This window comes from Hymenobacter humi (genome assembly GCF_042665855.1).
GTDB classification, from domain to species: domain Bacteria; phylum Bacteroidota; class Bacteroidia; order Cytophagales; family Hymenobacteraceae; genus Hymenobacter; species Hymenobacter humi.
On the sequence record NZ_JBHTEK010000001.1, the window covers coordinates 4,023,706 to 4,044,322 of the forward strand.

At 63.3% G+C, this 20,617-nt stretch carries 20 protein-coding genes and 1 pseudogene; 8 read left to right on the top strand and 13 right to left on the bottom strand.

The window, feature by feature from the left end; all coding sequences use genetic code 11:
• Positions 1-10: 10 nt before the first annotated feature.
• Positions 11-1,047, bottom strand: a pseudogene (locus ACFQT0_RS22675) (bile acid:sodium symporter family protein).
• A 113-nt stretch (positions 1,048-1,160) separates the two neighbouring features.
• Positions 1,161-1,676 (bottom strand): hypothetical protein, encoded by a 516-nt coding sequence (locus ACFQT0_RS22680; protein WP_380205326.1) that lies wholly within the window; start codon positions 1,674-1,676, stop codon positions 1,161-1,163.
• A gap of 189 nt (positions 1,677-1,865) precedes the next feature.
• On the opposite strand from ACFQT0_RS22680, the gene ACFQT0_RS22685 reads away from it, so the two are divergent.
• Positions 1,866-2,909, top strand: a complete 1,044-nt coding sequence (locus ACFQT0_RS22685) for an SDR family NAD(P)-dependent oxidoreductase (protein ID WP_380205327.1) — start codon at positions 1,866-1,868, stop codon at positions 2,907-2,909.
• 77 nt (positions 2,910-2,986) lie between these two features.
• Here the strand turns inward: ACFQT0_RS22685 and ACFQT0_RS22690 are convergent, their stop codons facing one another.
• From ACFQT0_RS22690 to ACFQT0_RS22730, 9 genes are all read right to left on the bottom strand, one after another.
• The gene (locus tag ACFQT0_RS22690; protein ID WP_380205328.1) at positions 2,987-3,187 is read right to left on the bottom strand and encodes a hypothetical protein; all 201 of its coding nucleotides are present in this window, start codon (positions 3,185-3,187) and stop codon (positions 2,987-2,989) included.
• 274 nt (positions 3,188-3,461) lie between these two features.
• Positions 3,462-4,208 (bottom strand): radical SAM protein, encoded by a 747-nt coding sequence (locus tag ACFQT0_RS22695; protein WP_380205329.1) that lies wholly within the window; start codon positions 4,206-4,208, stop codon positions 3,462-3,464.
• A gap of 231 nt (positions 4,209-4,439) precedes the next feature.
• Positions 4,440-4,655 carry a hypothetical protein gene (locus ACFQT0_RS22700; RefSeq protein WP_380205330.1) on the bottom strand — a complete coding sequence of 72 codons (216 nt, stop codon included), beginning with the start codon at positions 4,653-4,655 and terminating at the stop codon, positions 4,440-4,442.
• Positions 4,631-6,385, bottom strand: coding sequence for a hypothetical protein (locus ACFQT0_RS22705; protein WP_380205331.1), 1,755 nt, complete (start codon positions 6,383-6,385; stop codon positions 4,631-4,633). The genes ACFQT0_RS22700 and ACFQT0_RS22705 overlap by 25 nt, the downstream gene beginning before the upstream one ends.
• 346 nt (positions 6,386-6,731) lie before the next feature.
• Positions 6,732-7,574 carry an Fpg/Nei family DNA glycosylase gene (locus ACFQT0_RS22710; protein WP_380205332.1) on the bottom strand — a complete coding sequence of 281 codons (843 nt, stop codon included), beginning with the start codon at positions 7,572-7,574 and terminating at the stop codon, positions 6,732-6,734.
• Positions 7,575-7,769: 195 nt separating this feature from the next.
• Complete coding sequence (locus ACFQT0_RS22715; RefSeq protein WP_380205333.1) at positions 7,770-8,168, bottom strand: PhzF family phenazine biosynthesis protein; 399 nt, start codon at positions 8,166-8,168, stop codon at positions 7,770-7,772.
• On the bottom strand, positions 8,074-8,427 hold the full coding sequence (locus tag ACFQT0_RS22720) for a hypothetical protein (protein ID WP_380205334.1): 354 nt from the start codon (positions 8,425-8,427) through the stop codon (positions 8,074-8,076). Before ACFQT0_RS22720 ends, ACFQT0_RS22715 begins: the two co-directional genes overlap by 95 nt.
• Entirely contained in the window at positions 8,379-8,681 is a 303-nt protein-coding gene (locus ACFQT0_RS22725; protein WP_380205335.1) for a PhzF family phenazine biosynthesis protein, read from the bottom strand. Before ACFQT0_RS22725 ends, ACFQT0_RS22720 begins: the two co-directional genes overlap by 49 nt.
• Positions 8,682-8,810: 129 nt before the next feature.
• Complete coding sequence (locus tag ACFQT0_RS22730; protein WP_380205336.1) at positions 8,811-9,371, bottom strand: hypothetical protein; 561 nt, start codon at positions 9,369-9,371, stop codon at positions 8,811-8,813.
• Positions 9,372-9,433: 62 nt separating this feature from the next.
• On the opposite strand from ACFQT0_RS22730, the gene ACFQT0_RS22735 reads away from it, so the two are divergent.
• The 5 genes from ACFQT0_RS22735 (at position 9,434) to ACFQT0_RS22755 (ending at position 15,647) form a co-directional block, all read left to right on the top strand.
• Complete coding sequence (locus ACFQT0_RS22735) at positions 9,434-9,700, top strand: hypothetical protein (protein WP_380205337.1); 267 nt, start codon at positions 9,434-9,436, stop codon at positions 9,698-9,700.
• Between the two features lie 457 nt (positions 9,701-10,157).
• Entirely contained in the window at positions 10,158-10,673 is a 516-nt protein-coding gene (locus ACFQT0_RS22740; protein ID WP_380205338.1) for an MOSC domain-containing protein, read from the top strand.
• A 188-nt stretch (positions 10,674-10,861) separates the two neighbouring features.
• Positions 10,862-14,854, top strand: a complete 3,993-nt coding sequence (locus ACFQT0_RS22745; RefSeq protein ID WP_380205339.1) for a DUF4394 domain-containing protein — start codon at positions 10,862-10,864, stop codon at positions 14,852-14,854.
• A gap of 152 nt (positions 14,855-15,006) precedes the next feature.
• The gene (locus ACFQT0_RS22750; protein ID WP_380205340.1) at positions 15,007-15,234 is read left to right on the top strand and encodes a hypothetical protein; all 228 of its coding nucleotides are present in this window, start codon (positions 15,007-15,009) and stop codon (positions 15,232-15,234) included.
• Between the two features lie 41 nt (positions 15,235-15,275).
• Positions 15,276-15,647: a hypothetical protein gene (locus ACFQT0_RS22755; RefSeq protein ID WP_380205341.1), complete on the top strand. Its 372-nt coding sequence runs from the start codon at positions 15,276-15,278 to the stop codon at positions 15,645-15,647.
• Between the two features lie 236 nt (positions 15,648-15,883).
• Here ACFQT0_RS22755 and ACFQT0_RS22760 read toward each other — a convergent pair whose 3' ends face one another.
• Complete coding sequence (locus ACFQT0_RS22760) at positions 15,884-17,284, bottom strand: RtcB family protein (RefSeq protein ID WP_380205342.1); 1,401 nt, start codon at positions 17,282-17,284, stop codon at positions 15,884-15,886.
• 245 nt (positions 17,285-17,529) lie between these two features.
• On the opposite strand from ACFQT0_RS22760, the gene ACFQT0_RS22765 reads away from it, so the two are divergent.
• A complete protein-coding gene (locus ACFQT0_RS22765) occupies positions 17,530-18,273 on the top strand; it encodes a histone deacetylase family protein (protein ID WP_380205343.1) in 744 nt (247 codons plus the stop codon).
• Positions 18,274-18,420: 147 nt separating this feature from the next.
• Entirely contained in the window at positions 18,421-19,407 is a 987-nt protein-coding gene (locus tag ACFQT0_RS22770; RefSeq protein ID WP_380205344.1) for a J domain-containing protein, read from the top strand.
• A gap of 252 nt (positions 19,408-19,659) precedes the next feature.
• On the opposite strand, the gene ACFQT0_RS22775 is transcribed toward ACFQT0_RS22770, so the two are convergent.
• Positions 19,660-20,550, bottom strand: a complete 891-nt coding sequence (locus ACFQT0_RS22775; protein ID WP_380205345.1) for an alpha/beta fold hydrolase — start codon at positions 20,548-20,550, stop codon at positions 19,660-19,662.
• Between the last annotated feature and the right edge of the window lie 67 nt (positions 20,551-20,617).

Below are 20,617 nucleotides of genomic sequence, written 5' to 3' on the forward strand. Positions count from 1 at the left end.
CATATACTGACTACCTCGCCGCCACCACCGGTTCAGCCACATTTTGCCGGCCCAGCCACTGCGCCATGCTGCTGGCTAGCACAATCTGCAGGGCGTGGTAGAGCATGAGCGGGAGCAGAATAAGCCCCGTGGCCGCACTGGCCGGAAACAGCAGGCTGGCCATCACGCTGCCGTGCACCAAAGACTTTTTAGAACCGCAGAACACGGCCACAATCTGGTCGGCCCGCGAGCAATTCAAGGCCCGGCTCAAGCCCCAGATGATGGCAAACACCACCAGGTAAAGCCCCACCATGCCCAAGCCCAGCTTGAAAACGTCGGCTGGCCGGTAGCGGCCGAAGATGCCCTCGGCAAACGAATCGCAGAACGCGGTGAAGACAATGAGCAGGATGGTGACCTGGTCGAAGATGCGCAAGCCGGCCTTGTGCTGCTCGGCAAACGCATGGAAGCGGGAATTGAGCAGCACCCCGCTCCTACCGGCAGCACCACTTGCCACAGCAGCTGCAGGGCCAGGCCCCAGAGCTGGCTGCTATCGGCGCTGGTGGCCAGAAACAGACTGGCGAGCAGCGGCGTGAGCAGGATGCCGAGCAGGCTGGAAATGCTGGCGTTGAAAATGGCCGCGGGCAGGTTGCCGCCCGCAATGCTCACCATCACTACCGAGGTGGAAACCGTGCTGGGCAAAGCGCAAAGAAAGAAGATGCTTTGCCAGAGCAGTTCCCCCTTTTCGGGGCCGAAAAACGGGCGGGCCAGCAGGGCCAGCACCGGAAACAGCACGAACGTGGCCGCTTGCACCAGCAGGTGCAGCCGCCAGTTGCGCATGCCGGCCTTCAGCTTGTCGAAGCTCAGCTTCAGGCCGTAGAAGAAGAACACCAGGGCCACCCCGGCCGTGGTAATGGTTTTCCAGGGCACAGGGCTGGCTTTGCTGCCCAGGTTGGGCTGGAAGTAAGCCAGCACCACTACGGCTATCAGCGCCAGCAAAAACCAATCGAGCCCGGCGCGGGCCAGCAGCGCGGCCAGGCGGTTGGGCGTAGGAGTTGCGGGTTGAATCATGCGCCAAAATACGCGAGCACCAGCCTGCACGGTGGCATGATGGTGGCCAAAACAAAAAGCGCCAGACTCGGAGAGCCTGGCGCTACAGCAGTTGCGTGGACTTCTAGTCCGTACTACTTGGTTATTGGTCGGAGCCGCTGCCCAGGCCGGGCGGCGGAGTGCCCTGCACGCCCTGCACGTTGGGCACGCCCATTTTCTCTTCGCGCTTGCGCTGGTATTTCTGAAATTGAGCCGGCGTCAGCACGTCTTTGATGGCCGAGAGGCGCGAGCCTGCTGATGCTTTCGACCACGCCGGCCAGCTTGCGCGGGTTGGTGCGGTAGCGCACGCGCGCCGTCTCAACATTATCAATGCTGCGGCGGTTGATGACGCGGACTTTCTCGGTTTGCTGCGGCGAGAGGCCCAGGTTTTGCTGCATGTTGGCCGTCAGGGCGTTGGCCTTGGCGTCAATCACGGCGTCGGACGGGCCGGCCACGCTGGCGGTTTCGCTGGCCGCGGTGGTTTTGGTTTTCACGCTGGGCTGGCCGGCGGGCTTCACCTTGGTTTTGACGGTGGCGGCGTTAGGTGCCTGCGCCAGCACAGCCGGGGCAGTGGCCAGGGCCAGCAGCGACGAGAGCAATAACAGTTTCATATGGGGAAAGCAGGATAACAATATTACAGAAAAACAGGGGCGCAAAGGCACCGCAAATATCGGCCGAAAACCCCGGCTGCTGAGGCCCCAACGCGGCTGCAACCACGTTTCGTGCCAGAGCCGCCCGAAAAAGCGGCCGGCCAATCTCCGCAGCGCAACCTTTCGGGCCCTTTTGGCATACAATCACCCATGAAACACGACAAACGCACCAACAAGAACTGGCTGCTGGCCGCTGGCTTCGGGGCCGCCGCCCTGGCCGCCACCCTCTGGGGCAACCGCCGCGGCTCCTACGACCTGAACCGGCGCGTCGTACTCATCACCGGCGGCTCGCGCGGGCTGGGCCTGGTGCTGGCCCGGCAGGCCGCCGCCGAAGGCGCCCGGGTCGCTATTTGTGCGCGCGACGAAGCCGAGCTGACCCGCGCCCGCCAGGACCTGCTGCAGGTGGGCGCCGCCGAAGCCGATGTGCTCACCCTGGCCCGCGACATCACCAACGAAGACGAAGTCCGCTCCATGGTGGCTGAAGTGGAGAGCCGCTTCGGTGCCGTGGATGTGCTCGTCAATAACGCCGGCATCATCGTGGGCGGGCCGCTCGACAACATGGATTCGCGCGATTATGAAGACTCCATGGCCATTCACTTCTGGGCGCCGCTGCACGCCATGCAGGCCGTGCTGCCCGGCATGCGCCGCCGCGGCGAAGGCCGCATTGTCAACATTTCCTCGTTGGGCGGCAAGGTAGCCATGCCCCACATGACGCCCTACAGCGCCAGCAAATTTGCCCTGGTGGGCTTGTCCGAAGGCTTTCGGGCCGAGCTGCGGCAGTATGGCATCAGCGTGACCACGGTGTGCCCCGGCCTGATGCGTACCGGCAGCCCCGGCCACGCGCTGGTGAAGGGCCAGCAAAAGAAGGAGTTTGCCTGGTTCAGCATCGCCGACTCCCTGCCCGGCCTGACCATGGACGCCGAGCAGGCGGGCCGCCAAATCTGGAACGCCTGCCGCCGCGGCGACGGTGAAATCATTCTGTCCCTACCGGCGAAGCTGCTGGCGGCCTTCCACGGCCTGCTGCCCGGCACCACCACCGACATTCTGAGCTGGCTCAACCGCGCCCTGCCGGCTACCGGCGAAAGCCCGGCCGCCAACGTGCGCCGCACCGGCTACGAAAGCGAGAGCGACCTCACCCGCTCGCCCCTAACGGCCCTCACCCGCAAGGCCGCGGTTAAAAACAACGAAGTCTAAAAACCGGGGCAACGAAAAGCCGCGCCAACAAGCTGCCATCTGGCGGCTCGTTGGCGCGGCTTTTTGGTAGATAGTTTCTAGAGGGTGCCGCGGTGCTTTTTGGCAACCTGCTGCGTCTTCGCCTTGGTGGTGCGCACGCCGCTGTGGCGACGGAAGCTGCCGAACAGGTTGCCGTCGAACAGGCCGTGGTGGCCGTACTGCTTGTAATTCGGGCGGTGGTTGCCGGGCAGGACGCGGCGGTTGGGGTTAGAAGCAACAGCCTCAACCGTGCTGAACATCCCGAGGAGGCAAACGAACAAAAGAAAGGAGCGGAACATACAGGTGAGGATTAGATGGTAAGATTAAGAACCAGCGATGCTGTTATATAGCGCGTTGGTGTTAGCAAATAACCTCCCTCTTTAATCCCGATTTTTTTGTTTCGACCAACCGGTTCCAAAACACGACGAATTAGTTCTTCCACGCCCGCAACCAAAAACAGCGGCGCTTATAGCCCGAAAAAACCAGCTTTATTGGCTCCCTATGGCACATACCGCCTACTGCCATTGCCCAGCTTTATAGCTCGGTTTGAGCAAAAGCGTGGCAGCCGTTGGTGTTAAGAGCGTCCAGCGAATCGTTGAGCGAGCCGCACAGGGCGCTGCCGCTCTTCTTCTGGCAAAACGGGCAGGCGTGCAGGTCACCGTCGGTGTCCACGTACAGAAACCGGTCGGCGGCTCCGCCGCAGCCCATGCGGCGCTGGTGGTAGCCGTAGTAGTGCACCATGGGCCAGTCGAGGTAGTCGGGGCCGAAGTTGAGCTTCACGTAAAAGGCTTCCAGCAACGCCACCTGGGCCGGGCTCAGGTCCACGGCTTTGCCGGCGTAGTGCCCCACGGCGCGCGGCTCCAGGATTTGAATAAAGGTCACGCCCAGCTGCCGGGCCAGGCGGGCATAGGCCAGCAGGTTGGCTTCGGTGGTGAATTCCTGGGTGGCGCACAGCGACAGGTTCACCACCAGGCCCACCTCGCTGGCGTAGGCTGCCGCTTGCACGGCGTTGTTATACGCATCAGGCGAGCCCCGAAAGGCGTTGTGGCGCGCGGGCTCGTGGTGGTCGAGGCTGATGGTGACGCCCGTGAATCCGGCTTGCTTGAGCCGGCCGGCATTTTCGCGGGTGAAGTTGAAGCCCGAGGTTATCACCCAGAAATCGGTGCCGGGCTGGGCCGCTTCCACCACGGCCACCAGGTCGTTTACCCGCAGCATGGGCTCGCCGCCGCTGAAGAAAATCTGGCTCACGTGCCGCGCCTGAAACGTGGCCACCAGGCTCATGGATATGGGCGCGCGTGAGGGCCTCTTTCTGGTTCAAGGCATCCCACTCAAAGCAATGCTCGCAGGCCAGCGGGCACTTTTTGGTGATGGCCAGAAACACCAGGTTCAGCGTATCGGTGTCGCCGCGGAACGGTACCAGCCGGTTTACGGTGGTGGCCACGTAGGTGTCGTAGGCGGTGCTGGGCCAGCCGGGCGTCTGGTATTCGCGGTAGTAGCGGCCGGCCACGCAGGCTACTTTTCGCACGGCCAGGTTGCCGTAATACACTTTTTCAGCTCCCTGATGCGCTGGGCCGCGAGCTGCATCCGGGCCGGAGTGCGCAGGAAGCGCCACAGCAAGCGGGCTTCTACCAGCGAAAACAGGCCCATGATGAGCGCGCGCTTCAGCCGCGAGGCCACCACGGTGGACGGCAGGCTGGGCAGCTCTATTTGGGCGGCGGGCGCCGCCACGTACGTAAGGTCGGTGATGAGCGTGGGTTGCATAGGGCGCTAGCGGCTGGCGGTGGCGGGCATGATATCCTGGGTGACTTGCCGGTATCGTTCCTTCGAAAATTCCACGAAGCGGCCGGGCTTCTGGAAAGAGTACAGGTCGGGTAGGTTGGGCAGCCCCTTGAAGTCGCGGATGTGCTCATAGTAGCCCTTGGTGCGCAAAACGCGGTGCGCCTGGTCTGGGCATCGGTGGCTGGCAGCTGGCTTTCGTAAGTGAGCGTCACCACCGCGCCGGGTCGGGGTTGAGCCAGGTACCGGGCATCGTCGGCCAGCAACTGGGCCCGGGCGTCGGCCCCTCGTTCGGTGATGGCGCTTTTCAGGCGGCAGTTTTCGAGCTGCACGGCCGCGTTGGGGCTGCAATCGAGGGCGGCATAATCCACTTCCCAGAACATAAACCCGCAGGCCAGCTTCACCCGCACCTGGCGACTGGCATTGCCCGCGAAATCGAGCGGTACCACCAGGTCGCGCGAGGCGAGCGGGCCGATGGTGGGAATGGTTTCCGCCAGCTGCCAGCCCTCCCCTGCCTCCACGTACACCTTCAAGGGAATGCTTTGGTCGAGCCCCCACTGGCGGTTGATGGCGGCCGGCTGGGTGCGCTGCTGGTCGGCCCAGGTGTTGTAGTAAGCCCCGAATTTTTCGATAAACGCGCCGTAGAGGTAATCCAGCCACAACGAATTCTGGGCGTGCAGCACCAGCTTGCCGCCGCGGGCACCCGCAGGCTTGGCAAAGGACATCACCACTTCGTTGGGAGCGGTGCCGGGCACTTCTTCGTTGAACAGCACCGCGCTGTGGTCGGTGGCTTGCAGTTGAGCCGTGCAATCCTGGCCGCCCAGCGACCGGGCCTGCGTGGGCGGCAAGGGGCGGCTCAGGGTGTGGGGCTGGCCGCGCTGGTCCAGCAGCACCTGGGTGCCGGCGGGGTGCTGCACCACCCACAGCTCGGCGAGGTTGGTGTACTGGCGCTCCTTCAGCTCGTTGCTGATTTTTAGCTGGTACCGGTTGTTTTCGGGCCGGATGGCGGGCAGCGGCAGGTAGTCGTTGCGCTCGGCGGGCGCGAAAATGGCGCCCCCGTAGGCCTCGCCCACAAAGGCGTATTCGTGGCCGTCGTAGGCATACACAAACGGGCAGGAGCTTTTGGTAAGGGCCACAATCACGATGAGGATGACAAAGGCGCCCATCGTAGTAGCCAGCGTGCCCAAGACGTAAGAAGCCGTGGTTTTGCCGGTGTTTTTCTCCACCAAATCAATCCGGCTGATGGCCGCAAAGGGAATGCTCACCTGGTCGGCGGCGCCGGGCTGCACCTCGGTCACGAAGACGTGCACGATGTTGAGCACTACTTGCTTTTCCTTGCTTCGGTAGCGCGCGGATTCTCCCTTCGGCGGCACCGTTTGAAACTTGGCCAGGGCCGGGCTCACGGGCTCCCTGGTGCCTTCCAGCACCTGCCCGTTCAGGTGCGGATTGCGCAGCACCCACGCCGCCTCGCCTTGGTGCACCACAAAAGTCTTGCTGTCGGCCAGCAGGTTGACGTTTTCCTGGGTCACCGGCTTATCGGTGGTGCGGTAGTAGTTGCATCCCGTGGCCAGCGGCCCAAAAGCCAGCAACAGCAGCCAGGAGACCGAGGCCGCTACCACCCGGCTCCGAAAAAGCCCCAGCAAAGCCGGGGTAACTAGTGGTTTGGTAATCAGGCGTTCCATGGGGCTGAGCTTGGTTGAGAAAACAACTCTCCCAAGGTAGTCAACCTAGCTAATCAACCGCATATAAATTTATCTATTATCAGACCTTAACTAATAAACCCTACAGAATGCAAGCAATTATTAACCAGGAATATGCCACGCCCTTTTCAGGACATTTCAAAACGCCCTGCTTGCTTGGCTTCACCGAGCCCACGACTGCTTTTTGCTAAGTAGTCGTGCCTAAATAACCGTGCTTTATTGAACGTCATGCTCATCTGGAGTCCGCTTGCGAAGCATCCCACCATGGCTCAACGATTGGCTCTGACCTGATAAGATGCTTCGTGCCTCAGCATGACAGGTGATTGGATTAGCTCAACTTTTGGCAGCAGGCGTGGGCTGGCACTTTGGGCAGGTGTAAGTGGCCCGGCCGCCCACGTAGTATTTGTCGATTTTCACCTTGGGATGGCGCGGGCAAAAGGTGTGCGCATCGTCGCTGCCGGGCGTCGCGGAAGTGTCCCACTCGCGGGCATGAATGAGGAAGGAAGCCGGAAAATAGCGATAGTTGGCCTCCTGATTGATGGCGGTGTTGAGCACCAGCCTGCACGGCGGCGTGCAGGGCCTGGCCTTCTTTTTCGGTGAGCGTGGCGCCCAGGCGCTCGGGGTGGATTTTGGCTTGAAACAGCACTTCGTCCACTATCCAGTTGCCGAGGCCGGCCGTTATGCTCTGGTCGAGCAGCAGGGGCTTGAGCAGGGTTTTGCGGCGGGCCAGCTTCTGGTGCAGCTCAACCGCGCTGATGTCGAGCGCATCGGGGCCAATTTTCTTGGCTTTCTGGTGCGCGGCGGCACTATCGGCCAGGCGAATGCGCCCAAATTTGCGCGGGTCGATAAAGGCCAGGCGCAGGCCCGAATCTTCGAGGTGCAGGGCCACGCGGGTGAAGCGCGGGGCGTCGGGCTCGTCGCGGTACGCACCCACGTCGCCGGTCATGCCGAAGTGGAGCACCAGCACTTGGCCGTTATCAAGCTCCAGGAAGCAGTTTTTGCCCAGGCGGCTGGTCCCGCTGATGGTGCGGCCCACCAGGCCGGCCCGGAGCTGGTCTTCGGGCGTGGCCAGCACGTGGGCATCGTTTACCTGCACAGCGGCAATGGTCTGGCCCACGGCCAGCGCGTCGATAAAACGGCGGTAGGTTTCAACTTCGGGTAATTCGGGCACTGGGAAAACGAGTGGTAAAGCGTAGGTGATGAATCAGCCAACAGCTCAACTCCCGGTCCGGTTGCATAAGCCAGACATACCAATGTAGGAACGCGCCATGGCGCGTTCAATCGTTGAACGTTTCAGGGCCGGTTACTCTGATGGATTTGTTCTGCCACCGAACGCGCCGTGGCGCGTTCCTGCATGTTGATTGGCCTACAAATCTGCGCGCAAGCCGCCCTCCAGCACCACCACGCCCATCCCGCCAATCTGCACCGCGTCAATGGCCTCGGGCGGGCCGCTCACGCGCACTTGCACCGTGCCGGCACGGCCCATGTCGTGGCCCTGCTCGGCCAGAAAATCGGGCGACTTCAGGTAGCCGTAGTGCCACAGGTACGCTGCCATACCGCCCGTGGCTGAGCCGGTGACGGGGTCTTCCGATACGTCGGGCGGAGTACCAAAATGGCGGGCGAAGGTGTGGCCCGCCGGCGTGGCCCCGCCCAGACAAAACAGGTGCGGGCTAAAAAAGTCGCTTTCGGCGCGGTAGCGGCCCAGGCCCGCGGCATCGGCCACATGGGCCCGGCGCAGGGCGGCGTGGTCGCGCAGCAGCACCATGGTGGGGCGTGCCAGTGCTCACCGTCTGGATGGGCGCGCCGGGCAAGAGGTCGTCGGGTGTGAGGCCAAACAGCGGCAGCACCACTTCGGGCGCGTGCACTGCTCCGAAAACGGGCCGGCGCTGGGTCATCCAAATCAGGGGCGGCTGGCCCGCCGCGGCAGGCAGCACATCAACCCGGATGGGGCCATGCAGTAAGTTGAGCGTCAATGTCAAAGTTGAGCCACCAGCGGGCAGCGCGACCCGGCCGGCGTGCAGCAAGGCCGCGACGGTCGCAATGGTGGGGTGGCCAGCCAGGGGATTTCCTCGGCCGGCGTGAAAAACCGCACGGTAAATTCCAAGCTCCCCGGTGAGGCCTGATTGACAAATGCGGTTTCCGATTGGTTGAACTCGCGCGCCGCCTGCTGCCGCTTAGCCGGCGTCAGGGCGTCGGCGTCGAGCACCACCGCGCAGGGGTTGCCGCTGAGTGGTTGGGTAGTGAAGGCATCGACGAGCAAAAACGGCAGCTGAGGCATAAAGCACAGAGGCAAGGGCGTGAGTAAGGCCACGAAGGAACAACGGACCCGGCAAACACAAAAAAGCCGACCGGTCGCCGGACCAGTCGGCTTCATGCAAAACGCTTGTTCATTTGCCGCCGAGGGGCGTTACGAGGGGTCGTGGAGCTTGGCTACGCGCTGGCCTTCCCGGTCGTACACATCGCCGCTCGCCGTGATGAAGAGGCGGCGCTGCTTGCTGTCCGTCAGCACGTAGGGAAAGGTGCCGCTGGTGGTGCGCGTGATGCGGCCCACTACTTCGGCGTTGTCCTCGTCGTCTACGCGCACCACTTTCAGGCCGCTGGTGAGGTAGTAGCGCTGGCTGGGGTCGTTGCGGAAGGTGAGCTGGCCCACGAGGCGCACGGCCCCGGTAGTGGATTCGGTGCTGGCGAGGGCGTCGTCGGCATCCTCACTGGGCTGCGGGGTGGGCAGGCGGCGCATGAGCTGGCTGGAAGCGGGCTGCTGGGGGCGGGCCGCCACCACAGCCGGCGCGGCAGAAGGGGCGGCGCCCCGGTTGCTGGCCACAATTTGCCCATTGGCCCGCTGCCAACCCTCGCCGATGGCCGCCAGCCGGGGGCTGCGGCCGGGATGGGTCGAGGAGCCCTGCTCGTCGGGCACGGCAGCCATGGCCGCCTGGGCCTGGGCCAGGCTGGCGCCAAGCTTGCGCAGCACAAAGCCGGAGAATTCGTCGGCCTCCAGCTCGTCGGCCGGTTGCGAGCCGCCCCGCGCAGCGTGTGGCCGTTGAGGTGGTGGCCCATTTCGTGCGCCAGGATGCTAATGCCGGCCCAGTCGGTGTGGCCGGCGCGGTTCACGGCGTTGAGAAAATCGGGGTTGTAGAGCAGGAAGCGCTTGCCGTTGTACACCACGGCGGCGGCATTGTCGATTTCGCGGGTGGCCCGCAGCTCAAAGCGCGCCTTGAGGCCCACTGCATCGGTGATTTCCCGAATCACGTCGGTCGGAGCCGGAGAAGTCTGGGCTTGGGCAGGGCTGGCAAAAACTAAGGGCAGCGCCAGCAGCAGCGGAGCCACTAAACGGCGGATAGAAAAGGGGAGAAAGTCATGGCGAACAAGCGAAGATGAATGACTATTAAGCAGACTATGGCAAGCGCAGTGCCAGCTATTTGGCCAAAGCCTAAGTTGGCGTTTTGTGAGCCCCACGCCGGCTTATCAATGCGCACAGCCAGCACGTTGGCTCCGCTCCTGCTGCCACTTTGACAAGCAACGGCAAGGGGTTGTTTTCATTGTGAAGCCACTCAGAATCGAAACCTTTGGCGGCGTATGGCTGGCTGGTTAAATAACGATTTCCTAATGCTGGCAGTTCATCTACGAAGAGTCACTTTGACTCGGCATCGGTTGCGTTATGTATTAGCTAGGTAGGCTCAAATCAGTTTGTACCATAGCCCGCACCTGCACTCCCAACGCACTGTAACCCCTCAAAATCACTCCCGTACCCGCTCCCATGGCATTCCCTTTCTTCGGCGACGACAAATCCACCATTGCCCGCCTGCTGGGCACCCTGCCCCAAACCGGCCGCCTCGAATGGATAGGCCAGCGGCCCGTGCGCCGCGAACCGTTGGTATCGGTGCAGGAAGCGGAGCTAAAAACCGATTCCCACATGCTCGGCGACCACGCCCGGCCCAAGCCCGGCGGTAAGCGGCAGATCACCCTCATTCAGCACGAATCTCTAGTATCGGTGGCCCAATTCCTGGGACTTGAAGCGCCGATTGAGCCCGGCCGCCTGCGCCGCAACCTGGCCATCGGTGGGCTCAACCTGCTGGCCCTGAAAAACCGCCGCATCCAAATCGGCGAAGAAGTTATCCTCGACATCACCGGCGAGTGCCACCCCTGCTCGCGCATGGAAGAAGAGTTGGGCCCCGGCGGCTACAATGCCATGCGGGGTTATGGCGGCCTCACGGCGCATATCGCCCAGGGCGGGATTATTCGGGTAGGCGACGTGGTCCGGGTGGTTGATTAAATAAGTTTTAACTTATAGATTAATGCTTGATTCCCGCTCCCAGTTAGAATAAAGTGGAGCATTACCCACGTTTGTCCAGCCAAATCTCATCCATTGATAACCAACTCTCGTACTCTCACGCCAAAGGCGTACGGATAAGTAGCCTTAGGCTCTAATAGACACTTTTATTTAACCCTTCCATTCCTTCTATGTACACACACTTACTTTCGCTGCTGCCGGTTGGGCGGCGGCTCCGTCGGGCAATAAGCACTGCACTGGGCGCAGTGCTCCTGTTGGGCAATGCGTTAACTTCCCATGCTCAGGCCCCCGCCGAAGCAGCCAGTATTATTGGTTTGGGCACGGCCACTCAGCCTGTTGCGCCGGGCAATTTGTTCTTCCCGGCAGGGGCGTCCGTTGGTGACCAGGGCCTGGTCTTCTTCTTTACGCAGAACAACGGGGGCGGAGCAAATCCGGCCGCTTTCCCTGTCAAGATAGTGGGAGTAACCCCAGGGCAGAAGCTGGTGGGGATTGATTCGCGCCCTTCGAACGGCTTGGTGTATGGATTGGGCTACGACCCTTCTAAAACGACGGCCAACGCCCAGCTGTACACGGTGAATATTTCCAGCGGGGCGGTAACGCCCGTGGGTACGGCCATCGACCTGTTGTTAGGCCCGATTGGCCCATTGGGGCAAAACATTGGTTTCGATTTTAATCCGGTTGCTGACCTCATTCGAGTGGTTAGCAGCAACCGAGCTAATTACAGCCTGGACCCCAATACTGGGTCGGTGGTTCTGAAAGGTGGCGACCTTACGTATTCAACGGGTACCCTCACCCCGGGCGTAACCACAGCCGCGTACACCAACTCCACCGTTGGCGCCACCAGCACCACCCTTTATGACATCGACAAGCTGAATGGCAGCATTCTGACTATTCAATCGCCACCCAATGCCGGGACGCTCACCAGAACGCAGCCTCAGCTTTTGTTAGACGGCATCGATAACCTTAGCAGTTCTTTAGGGTACGGATTGGACATCGCCAACAACTCTACCACAGGTTTATTGATACAGGTGGAGTTTCCCCGCAGCACAACCACCTTTCCTAATCCCACGGGTCTTTCAGCCACTAACCTGTTCGATGTAAACCTAGAGTCAGGAGTAGTCTCCAACAAAAGGACCCTTATACCAGCGGGTTCTTCGTCGGGGTTTAATGTCTTCGACTTAGCGGTTCCCATCACGCCGCCTGTATGCAATGCCCCGACCAGCCCTGCCGCTGGCAGCATTACCAGTACTTCCGCCTCGGTGAGCTTTACAGCTAGCGCCTCGGCCACCAACTACACTGTGAGCGTAACGCCCGCCGGTGGCACCGCCTCTACGCAGACGGTAACGTCTTCGCCGGTGGCGTTAACGGGCCTGACGCCCGGCACTAATTATATGGTGAGCATTGTGAGCAATTGCTTCAATGGAGCGCTTACCTCTGGCGCAGTCAGTACCACCTTCACCACCCTGGGTGCACCCGCGTGCGACGCGCCAACGGCACTCTCGGCCAGCAGCGTAACGAGCAACTCGGCCACGGTAAGTTTCACGGGCAGCAGCTCGGCCACAGGCTACACGGTGACCACCAGCCCCGCTACGACGACCCAGACCTTGGCAGCTGGCGCCACTTCGGTCAACTTCTCGGGCCTCACGCCCGGCACGGCTTACACCGTGAGCATTATGAGCAACTGCGCCGGGGCCGCTACCTCCTCGGCAGCGACTACCAGCTTTACCACCACAGCCGCACCTAATCCCACACCGACCATTACCAGCCTGTCGCCCAATTCGGCCACGGCCGGCGACGCTGGATTTACCCTGACGGTAAACGGCACGGGCTTCGTGAGCGGTTCGACGGTGAGCTTTAATGGCTCGACCCGCACCACCACTTTTGTCTCGGCCACGCAGGTAACTGCTGCTATCCCGGCCACTGATATCGCCACGGCTGGCTCCTACAACGTGACCGTAACGAATCCTGCCCCCGGGGGCGGCACATCTGCGCCGGCCACATTTATGGTGAATCCAGCGGTGATAAACAACCCGGTGCCTGCCATTACCAGCCTTTCGCCGGCATCGGTAACTGCCGGAGCCGCTGCTCAAACACTGACGGTGACAGGCAGCAACTTCCTGGCCTCGTCGGTGGTAACCTTCAACAGCACTGCGCGCACTACGACTTTTGTGTCGGCTACGCAGCTTACCATTGGCCTTACCATTGCCGACCAGGCCACACCTGGGACTTATAATGTGACCGTCACCAACCCCGCTCCTGGCGGCGGAACCTCGGCCCCCGCTACGTTCACCGTAAACGCCGTGCCAGCCCCTGCTCCCACGCTGGCCGTGACGCAGGGCACAACCAGCTTCCCCAACAATGGCACGGCGTACAACTTTGGTAACCAGCTGGTGGGCACGACCAGCACAGCCGTAGCTTTCACGCTTACCAACAGCAGCCCCGATGCGCTTTCCATCAGCAGCATCACCACCACGGGCAACTTTGCCGTGAGCGGCACCGCGCCCACCACGGTGGCCGCCGGTAGCTCTGCTACTGTGAGCGTAACCTTTACGCCCACGGCTGCCGGCACCCGGGCCGGTACGCTGGTGATTAATTCGAATGCAACCAATGCGGCCGCATACACCGTGAACCTGACCGGCAATGGCGTAGTGGCGGCCCCCAACCCGCTGATTGCTGTAAGCCAGGGCAGCACTACCATCAGCAATGGCGGCAGCTTTAGCGGCTTTGCCAGCACCACGCAGGGCAGCACCTCGGCACCGGTGACGTTTACCATCACAAACGGCAGCTCAACCGACAACCTAACCCTCGGCACCTTCGCCCTGACCGGGCCTTTTGCCCTGAGCGGAACCGCACCCACAACTGTGGCACCCAACGGCACGGCTACGTTCAGCCTCACGTTTGCGCCTACCTCGACCGGTGCCAATTCGGGCACGCTGAGCATTCCGAACAACAGCCAGGCCAACAACCCCTACGTTATCAATCTGAGTGGCCAAGGCACGGCTCCGGCTTTAACGGACCTCGTCGTGAGCGACACCCGGAACGTTTCGGGCAGCTACAACAACGTAACCATTACTTCTACCGGCGTGGCTACTCTGAATGGCGCGTTGACGGTGAACGGAACCTTTACCGTGCAGACTGGCGGCAGCTTGGTGCAGGCCTGCCAGCCCATCAATGGTCCTGGCAGCTTTGTGCTGCAGGCCGGGGCCAATCTGGTCATCTGTGACCCGGCCGGCATCGCGGCCACTGGTCCCGTGGGCGCGGTACAAGTGACGGGCACCCGCACTTTCAGCCCCGACGCCAGCTATGGCTACAATGGCATCATTGCCCAGGTAACGGGCCCCGGCCTGCCCAGTCGTGTGCTCAACTTGGTTGTGGGCAATATCACAGGTGTGAGCTTGAGCCAAGCCGTGAGCGTAACACAAGTGCTGCGCCTGGAGCTGGGCAACTTAGCCACTAACGGCCAAAGCCTGACCCTGCTTTCTTCCGCAGCCGGCACGGCATTGGTTGACAACCGGGGCGGCGCAGTAGTGGGCACAGCCGCGGTTCAGCGCTACATTGAGGGGAGCAAGAACGCGGGGCTGGGCTACCGCCACTACTCTTCGCCCGTGAGCGGCTCGACGGTGGCCGACCTGGCCACGGCCGGCTTTGCGCCGGTGGTCAACCCGGCCTACAACACCATCGGCAACACGGTGCGGCCCTTCCCCAACGTGTACGCCTACGAGCAGGCCCGCGTGGCCCCGGGCACCCCGGCCCCGCTGCCGACGCCCTTCCCCGAGTTCGACAAGGGCTTCTTCTCCCCGGCCTCCACCGGCGACCCGCTGGAAGTGACCCGCGGCTACGCCGTCAACCTCGCGGCCCAGGCCACGGTGGACTTCGTCGGCCCGCTCACCAACGGCGCCGTGAGCACGGGCGATTTGGCCCGCTCGGGCCAGCCCGAGGGCGGCTGGCACCTGCGCGGCAACCCCTACCCCGCCCCGCTGGACTGGACCAAGGTGGGCAAGGCCGGCGTGGAAGACGCCGTGTACGTGTTCAAGAGCACGGGCCAGTACTCGGGCGCGTACGCGGCCTACGTCAACGGGGTAAGCACCAACGGGGGCTCGAGCATCCTGCCCCTGGCCCAGGGCTTTCTGGTGCGCACCGCCCCGGGCAGACCGGCCGCCTGAGCTTCACCAACGCCGCCCGCCTGACGAGCCCCGACGCCACGCCCTTCCAGCGCGGCACGGCCGACACGCGCCCCACGCTCACGCTGGCCCTGGCCGGTGCCGCGGCCCGCACCCAGGCCGCGGTCTACTTCGAGCAAGGCGCCACGGCCGGCGTGGACGCGGCCTTTGACGCCCACGCCCTGCCGGCCCAGAACGGGCTGACGCTGGCCACCGAGGCCGCCACCCAGCCCCTGGCCATCGACGGCCGGCCCGCCCTGAGCGGCGCCGACGTCGAGCCCCCTGCGCCTGGCCGCCCAGGCGGCCGGCACGTACGCGCTCGAAGCCGAGCAGGCTGGCGAACCTGCCCGCCGGCTACCGCCTCTACCTGCGCGACGCGCTGAATGGCACCTACACCGAGCTGGCCGCCGGCCAATCGGTCTCCTTGAGCCTGGCCGCGAATGCCACGGCCGGGGGCCGCTACGCGCTGGTCTTCTCCACCCAGGCCCGCGGCGTGCTGGCCCAGGCCCCGGCCGCCTTGGCGCGCCTCGCGAGCGTCTACCCCAACCCGGCCCGCGGCGCGGCCACGCTGCTCGTGCCCGCCAGCCTGCGCGCCAACCAGCCCACCGACGTGACGGTGGTCGACAACGTGGGCCGCGTGGTGCTGCGCCGCACGCTGGCGGCCGGCGCCGCCGAGACGCTCGAGCGCCACTCACGGGCCTGGCTCCCGGCGTCTACGCCGTGCTGGCCCGCACCGCTTCCGGGCTCGTCGCCAAACGACTCACCGTCGAATAACCACGAACGAATTACTTTCTAAAAAAGCCCCAGCCTACCCGGCTGGGGCTTTTTTGGCTCAACCCACTCAGGCTGTTGGGCAATAAAAAACCCCTCGCCAGTGGCGAGAGGCTTTCAGAGCTATGAAAACAACTGTCCTGAATCAGGACACGCAGCATCTACGTTAGTGGCCAAGCGGTTGGATTGCCGAAGCTGGTGATGCGGCTTTAAATTCTGTCCATATCAGCTCAATTGTCTTTATGGGGTTGTCGACTTGGGCTACTTGCCATCCATTCGCACGATTTTGGGGGTGAAGGAGCCGAGCACATCTACAAGGTCCTGCTGATGCGCCATGACCTGGCGGATGTCTTTGTAGGCGGCCGGAGCTTCGTCGAGGCCGCCGCCCATCAGCTCCACGCCGTGGTCGCGGAGCTCGCGGCGCAGTTCGCCTTCGGTGATTTTGGCCTTGGCCTGGGTGCGGGAGAGGCGGCGGCCCGCGCCGTGCGAGGCCGAGTCGAGCGAGTCCCGTTCGCCGCGGCCGCGCACGATGAAGCCGGGCGCCGTCATGGAGCCGGGAATGATGCCCAGCACGCCCTGGCCCGCCGGCGTGGCGCCCTTGCGGTGCACAATGGCGGTGCGGCCGTCGTCGAGGGTTTCTTTCCAGGCGAAGTTGTGGTGGTTCTCAATTTGCGCCAGCGGCTTTTCGCCCAAGGCTTTGCTCATGCGCTTGTGGATGTCGTGGTGGCAGGCCGAGGCGTAGTCGCCGGCCAGGTTCATGGCAGCCCAATATTCCTGCCCCTCCTGCGAGTCGAGCGAAAGCCAGGCCAGGTGGCGGGCTTCAGGCGGCAGCGGGCATTTGTCCATGGCTACTTTGGTGTAGTGCTGCGCGATGGCCGCGCCCAGCCCGCGTGAGCCACTGTGCGAGAGCACGCCCAGGTACTGGCCCACGGGCAAGTGCAGGTCGTTATGGGGGTCGGTGAGGTCGACCACGCCGAACTCCACGAAGTGGTTGCCGGAGCCCGACGAGCCCGCCTGCTTCACCGCCGAATCAAGCTTCTGGCGCGCCACGCCTATCTCCCGAAACTCGGGCCGGTCGAAAATGGCGTTGTCGCTGTCGACTTTCTTGAAGACTTCCTTGTTGCCAAACTTCGTATTTTCCAGCAGCAGCTTGCGCAGCTCCTGGCGCCGCTGCTCGAGGTAGGCCGGCGGAAGCTCAAACACCGACAGCGCCATGCGGCAGCCAATGTCCATGCCCACGCCGTAGGGAATCACGGCGTTGTCGGTGGCCAGCACGCCCCCGATGGGCAGGCCGTAGCCCTGGTGGGCGTCGGGCATGAGGGCGCCGTCGAGGGTGATGGGCAGCTGCATGGCCACGTCCATCTGCTTACGGGCCCCGTCCTCGATAAAGTCGTTGCCGTAGCGGCGGTAGTCTTTGATGGCCGGGTTCAGGGCCACGTTGCGCGAGGGCTGGGGCACGAGCAGCTCGGCCACCGGGCGCCAGTTTTCGTCGCGCACGTACTTGAACGGGTCTTCCTTGACTTGCTTGAGCAGGGCCAGGGCGCTGCCTTTGTCCATTTTCCGGAATTCCTTTTGGGTCAGCACGTCGAGGGCCCGGCCGATGGCGGGGCCTTCGGGGTAGCCGAGTTTGCGGAGGTCGTTGCCGCGGAGTTGGTTGGCCATAGCGGGAGAAAGTTGAGTACAGGGTACCGCAGCATCACGGCCCAGCCTGCCATTAGGTTGCGCCGGGCCTATTTTTCGGGACTTTATGCCACGCCTTGCCACCTCCGACCACTACACCCTCGACCTGCCCGCCGGGCACCGCTTCCCCATTGCCAAATACGCCCTGATACGCGAGCAGGCTGCTCTGGCAAGGCATTGCGGCCGAGGCCGACTTCTACGAGCCCGGCCTCTGCGCCGAAGCAGACGTGCTGCGGGTGCACACCCCAGAGTACTGGCACAAAGTGCGCGACCTGAACCTGAGTCCCGCCGAGGTGCGCCGCCTGGGTTTGCCGCAAAGCCCGCAGGCGGTGCGGCGCTCGCTGAGCAGCAGCGCGGGCACGCTGCAATCGGCCCTGCACGCCCTGCGCGATGGGGTTGGGCTGAACCTAGCCGGCGGCACCCACCACGCCTTTGCCGACCGGGGCGAAGGATTCTGCGTGCTCAACGACCAGGCCATTGCCGCCGCGCACCTGCTGGCCCACGGGCTGGCCCGGCAGGTGCTGATTGTGGATTTGGATGTGCACCAGGGCGATGGCACGGCCGCTATTTTCCGGCACGAGCCGCGGGTATTCACCTTTTCCATGCACGCCGGGGCCAATTATCCGCTCCGCAAAGAGCAGTCAGATTTGGATGTGGCGCTGGAGTTGGGCACCGGAGACGAGGAGTATTTGCGGCTGCTCCGGCAAACGCTGCCGGCACTACTGGCTCGGGTACGGCCGGACTTTATTTTTTACCAGGCTGGGGTAGACGTGCTGGCTACCGACAAGCTGGGCAAGCTGGCCCTCACGCCCGCCGGGTGCCGGCAGCGCGACGAATTGGTGCTCGGCCTGTGCCACTCCCGCCACATTCCGGTGGCCGTGAGCATGGGCGGCGGCTACTCCGAGCGGCTGGCCGACATTGTGGACGCGCACTGCAACACCTTCCGGGTCGCCTTTGAATTGTGGCCGTAAGCGCGGGGCTGGGTGCATTTCCTGTTTAATGTTTCCCCGTTTTCCTTGCAAAGGCTCGCTGTGGCGCGGTTGCCGGACTCGCCATGGCGCGTTCCTACCTTTGCGGTTGATGAAAAAGCTGATTCTGTGCATCCGGCGCCCGTTACTGTGCCTGTTCGACTTGAGGAGCAATCCGCTGGCTCAATTGCCCAACAGGCTTTCCGGCAGGCCATTCTGGATGTGGAGAACCTGCGCGAGCGGCTGCGCGACCTGCGGGCCGAGCAGGCCGAAGCGCGCCGGCGCTACTGGCAGCAGGTGGGGCCGGCGGCCACGGCCGTGGTGGCGGCCCGGCGCGGCTTATTTCCCGCGCTGGAAGAAGCCCTGCTCCTGGGCTATTTCAGTCGCCTGGAGGAAGAGCAGATTACGGACTTGATTCTGGGCAATGCGCGGGCGCTGGAAGAGCGGTTTGGGGAAGATGAGAGCGAAATCATCCGTAAGTATGCCCCGGCTGCGCGCCGCCAAAATGCTGCTACCGAGCCCAGGAAAGCAGCCCAAGCCGCTGCCGACTCTTCCGAAGAGTATATCCCGGACCCCAGCCTGCCGCCGCACGAGCAGGCCGCTGCTCAGGCTCGGGCGCGCCGCAAAACCAAAGCCCAACGAGCCCAGAAAGCCGCCGAGCAAGCCGCGCAGGCCGACCAAAAGCAGCTGGAATCCAACGCCAAGACCATTTACCGCCAGCTGGCCCGCACCCACCACCCCGACCTCGAGCGCGACCCCGAAAAGCAAGCCGGCAAAACCGCCCAGATGCAGCGCATCACCGAGGCTTACGAAGCCGACGACCTCTACACCCTACTGCGCCTGCTGGCCGAATCGGGCCCCGCCGATGCCGAGTCCGACGACGTGCTGGCACGCTACACCCGCGCCCTGCTCCAGCAGCAAATCGCGCTGAAGCAGGAAATGAACGAGGTGAAATATGGCCCCACCGGCTACCAGGGCGCTTCGGCCAAAAAGCAGGAAGCGGAGCTGCGCCAGCTCAAGCGCGACCTACGCGCCGAGGCTGAGTACGTGCAGCACGTTGGGCTGCTTTTGCGTGAGCCCGACGGCCTGCGCGACGTGCTCCGGCAGCTGGCCGCCGAAGGGCTGGGCAGCATTTAAGAAGCTGTTTGCGTTACTTATCAGGATACCAGAACGTCGTAGAGACGCAACACTTTGCGTCTCGTCGTCCGCGCCATTAGCAAATCGTCGATGCGTTAATCATTCACCCAGGAGACGCAAAGTATCGCGTCTCTACAATGTTCTGACAGCTTTTCAGCGGGTTCACAAGCCGGAAACTCCTATTTCTGGTGTTGGGCTAAAAGATGCTTTCGCCCCTGGCGTGACGGCCGAATTCTTTGTTGTCGCTACGAACTACGCAATGAAATTCACCGCCAGCTGCACCACTTCGGCATCGCGCAGAATGCGGTTATGGCCCAGGCCGCGCGTGGTGTGCAGCACCGCGCCGGGCCAGGCAGCAGCAATTTCCCGGCCTTCCGAAACCGGAATTATTTCGTCGTCGTGGTCGTGCAGCACCAGCACTTTCTCAGCCCCGCTACCCGGCCCGGACGCGGCAACGCCGAACGAATCGGCGGGGCGGCCGGTGGCTTGCTGCACGTATTCGGCAAATCGCGCCACGAAGTCATTCGATAGGTACAGGAAATCGGCAAAGCGTGCGGCTACTTCCCGGGGCCCCACCGGGGCACTCAGCAGTACGAGACGCGGCAGTGGCGCCGCGGCGGGCAAGCGCACCGGCAGGCCCGCCACCGAGGCCGCGCCAAACGAATGGGCCACGATGGCCCGCACTTCGCCTACGGTATCAATTACGGCCTGTACCGCCCCGCCGAAGCCGACGAGGGTGGTTACTTTGCCGCTGGAAGCGCCGTGGGCCGGGCCATCCAGCGCTACTACGCGGTAGCCTGCCGCGAGCAGGGGCTGCACCCAGGCACGCCAGAAACTGGCCCGGTGTTCCCAGCCGTGCACCAGCACTACGGCCGGCGCGGCGGCCGGACCCCATTCGTACACGGCCACGTTGCCCATTTCGTACACCACAGTGCGGCGACGCGCATCGGCCAGGGCCGGGGCCTCCCAGGCTTTCACCGGCAGGCGACGCGGGGTGCAAAATAACTTCCAGGCCTGCCGAAAGGCCATTTCCGGCGCTATGGCCGACAGCAGCCGAAGCTGCACCCGCAGCCAGCGCAACCCCGCCGGCGGCGACGGATACCGCAAGCGCGGCGGAGTAGAAGCCACTAGTTCTTCGGGCATATAATGGTCGTGTGCGGGTGAGAAAGTATTGGTCATAAAATGGAGCAGAAGAGCTAAACGGCCCGGG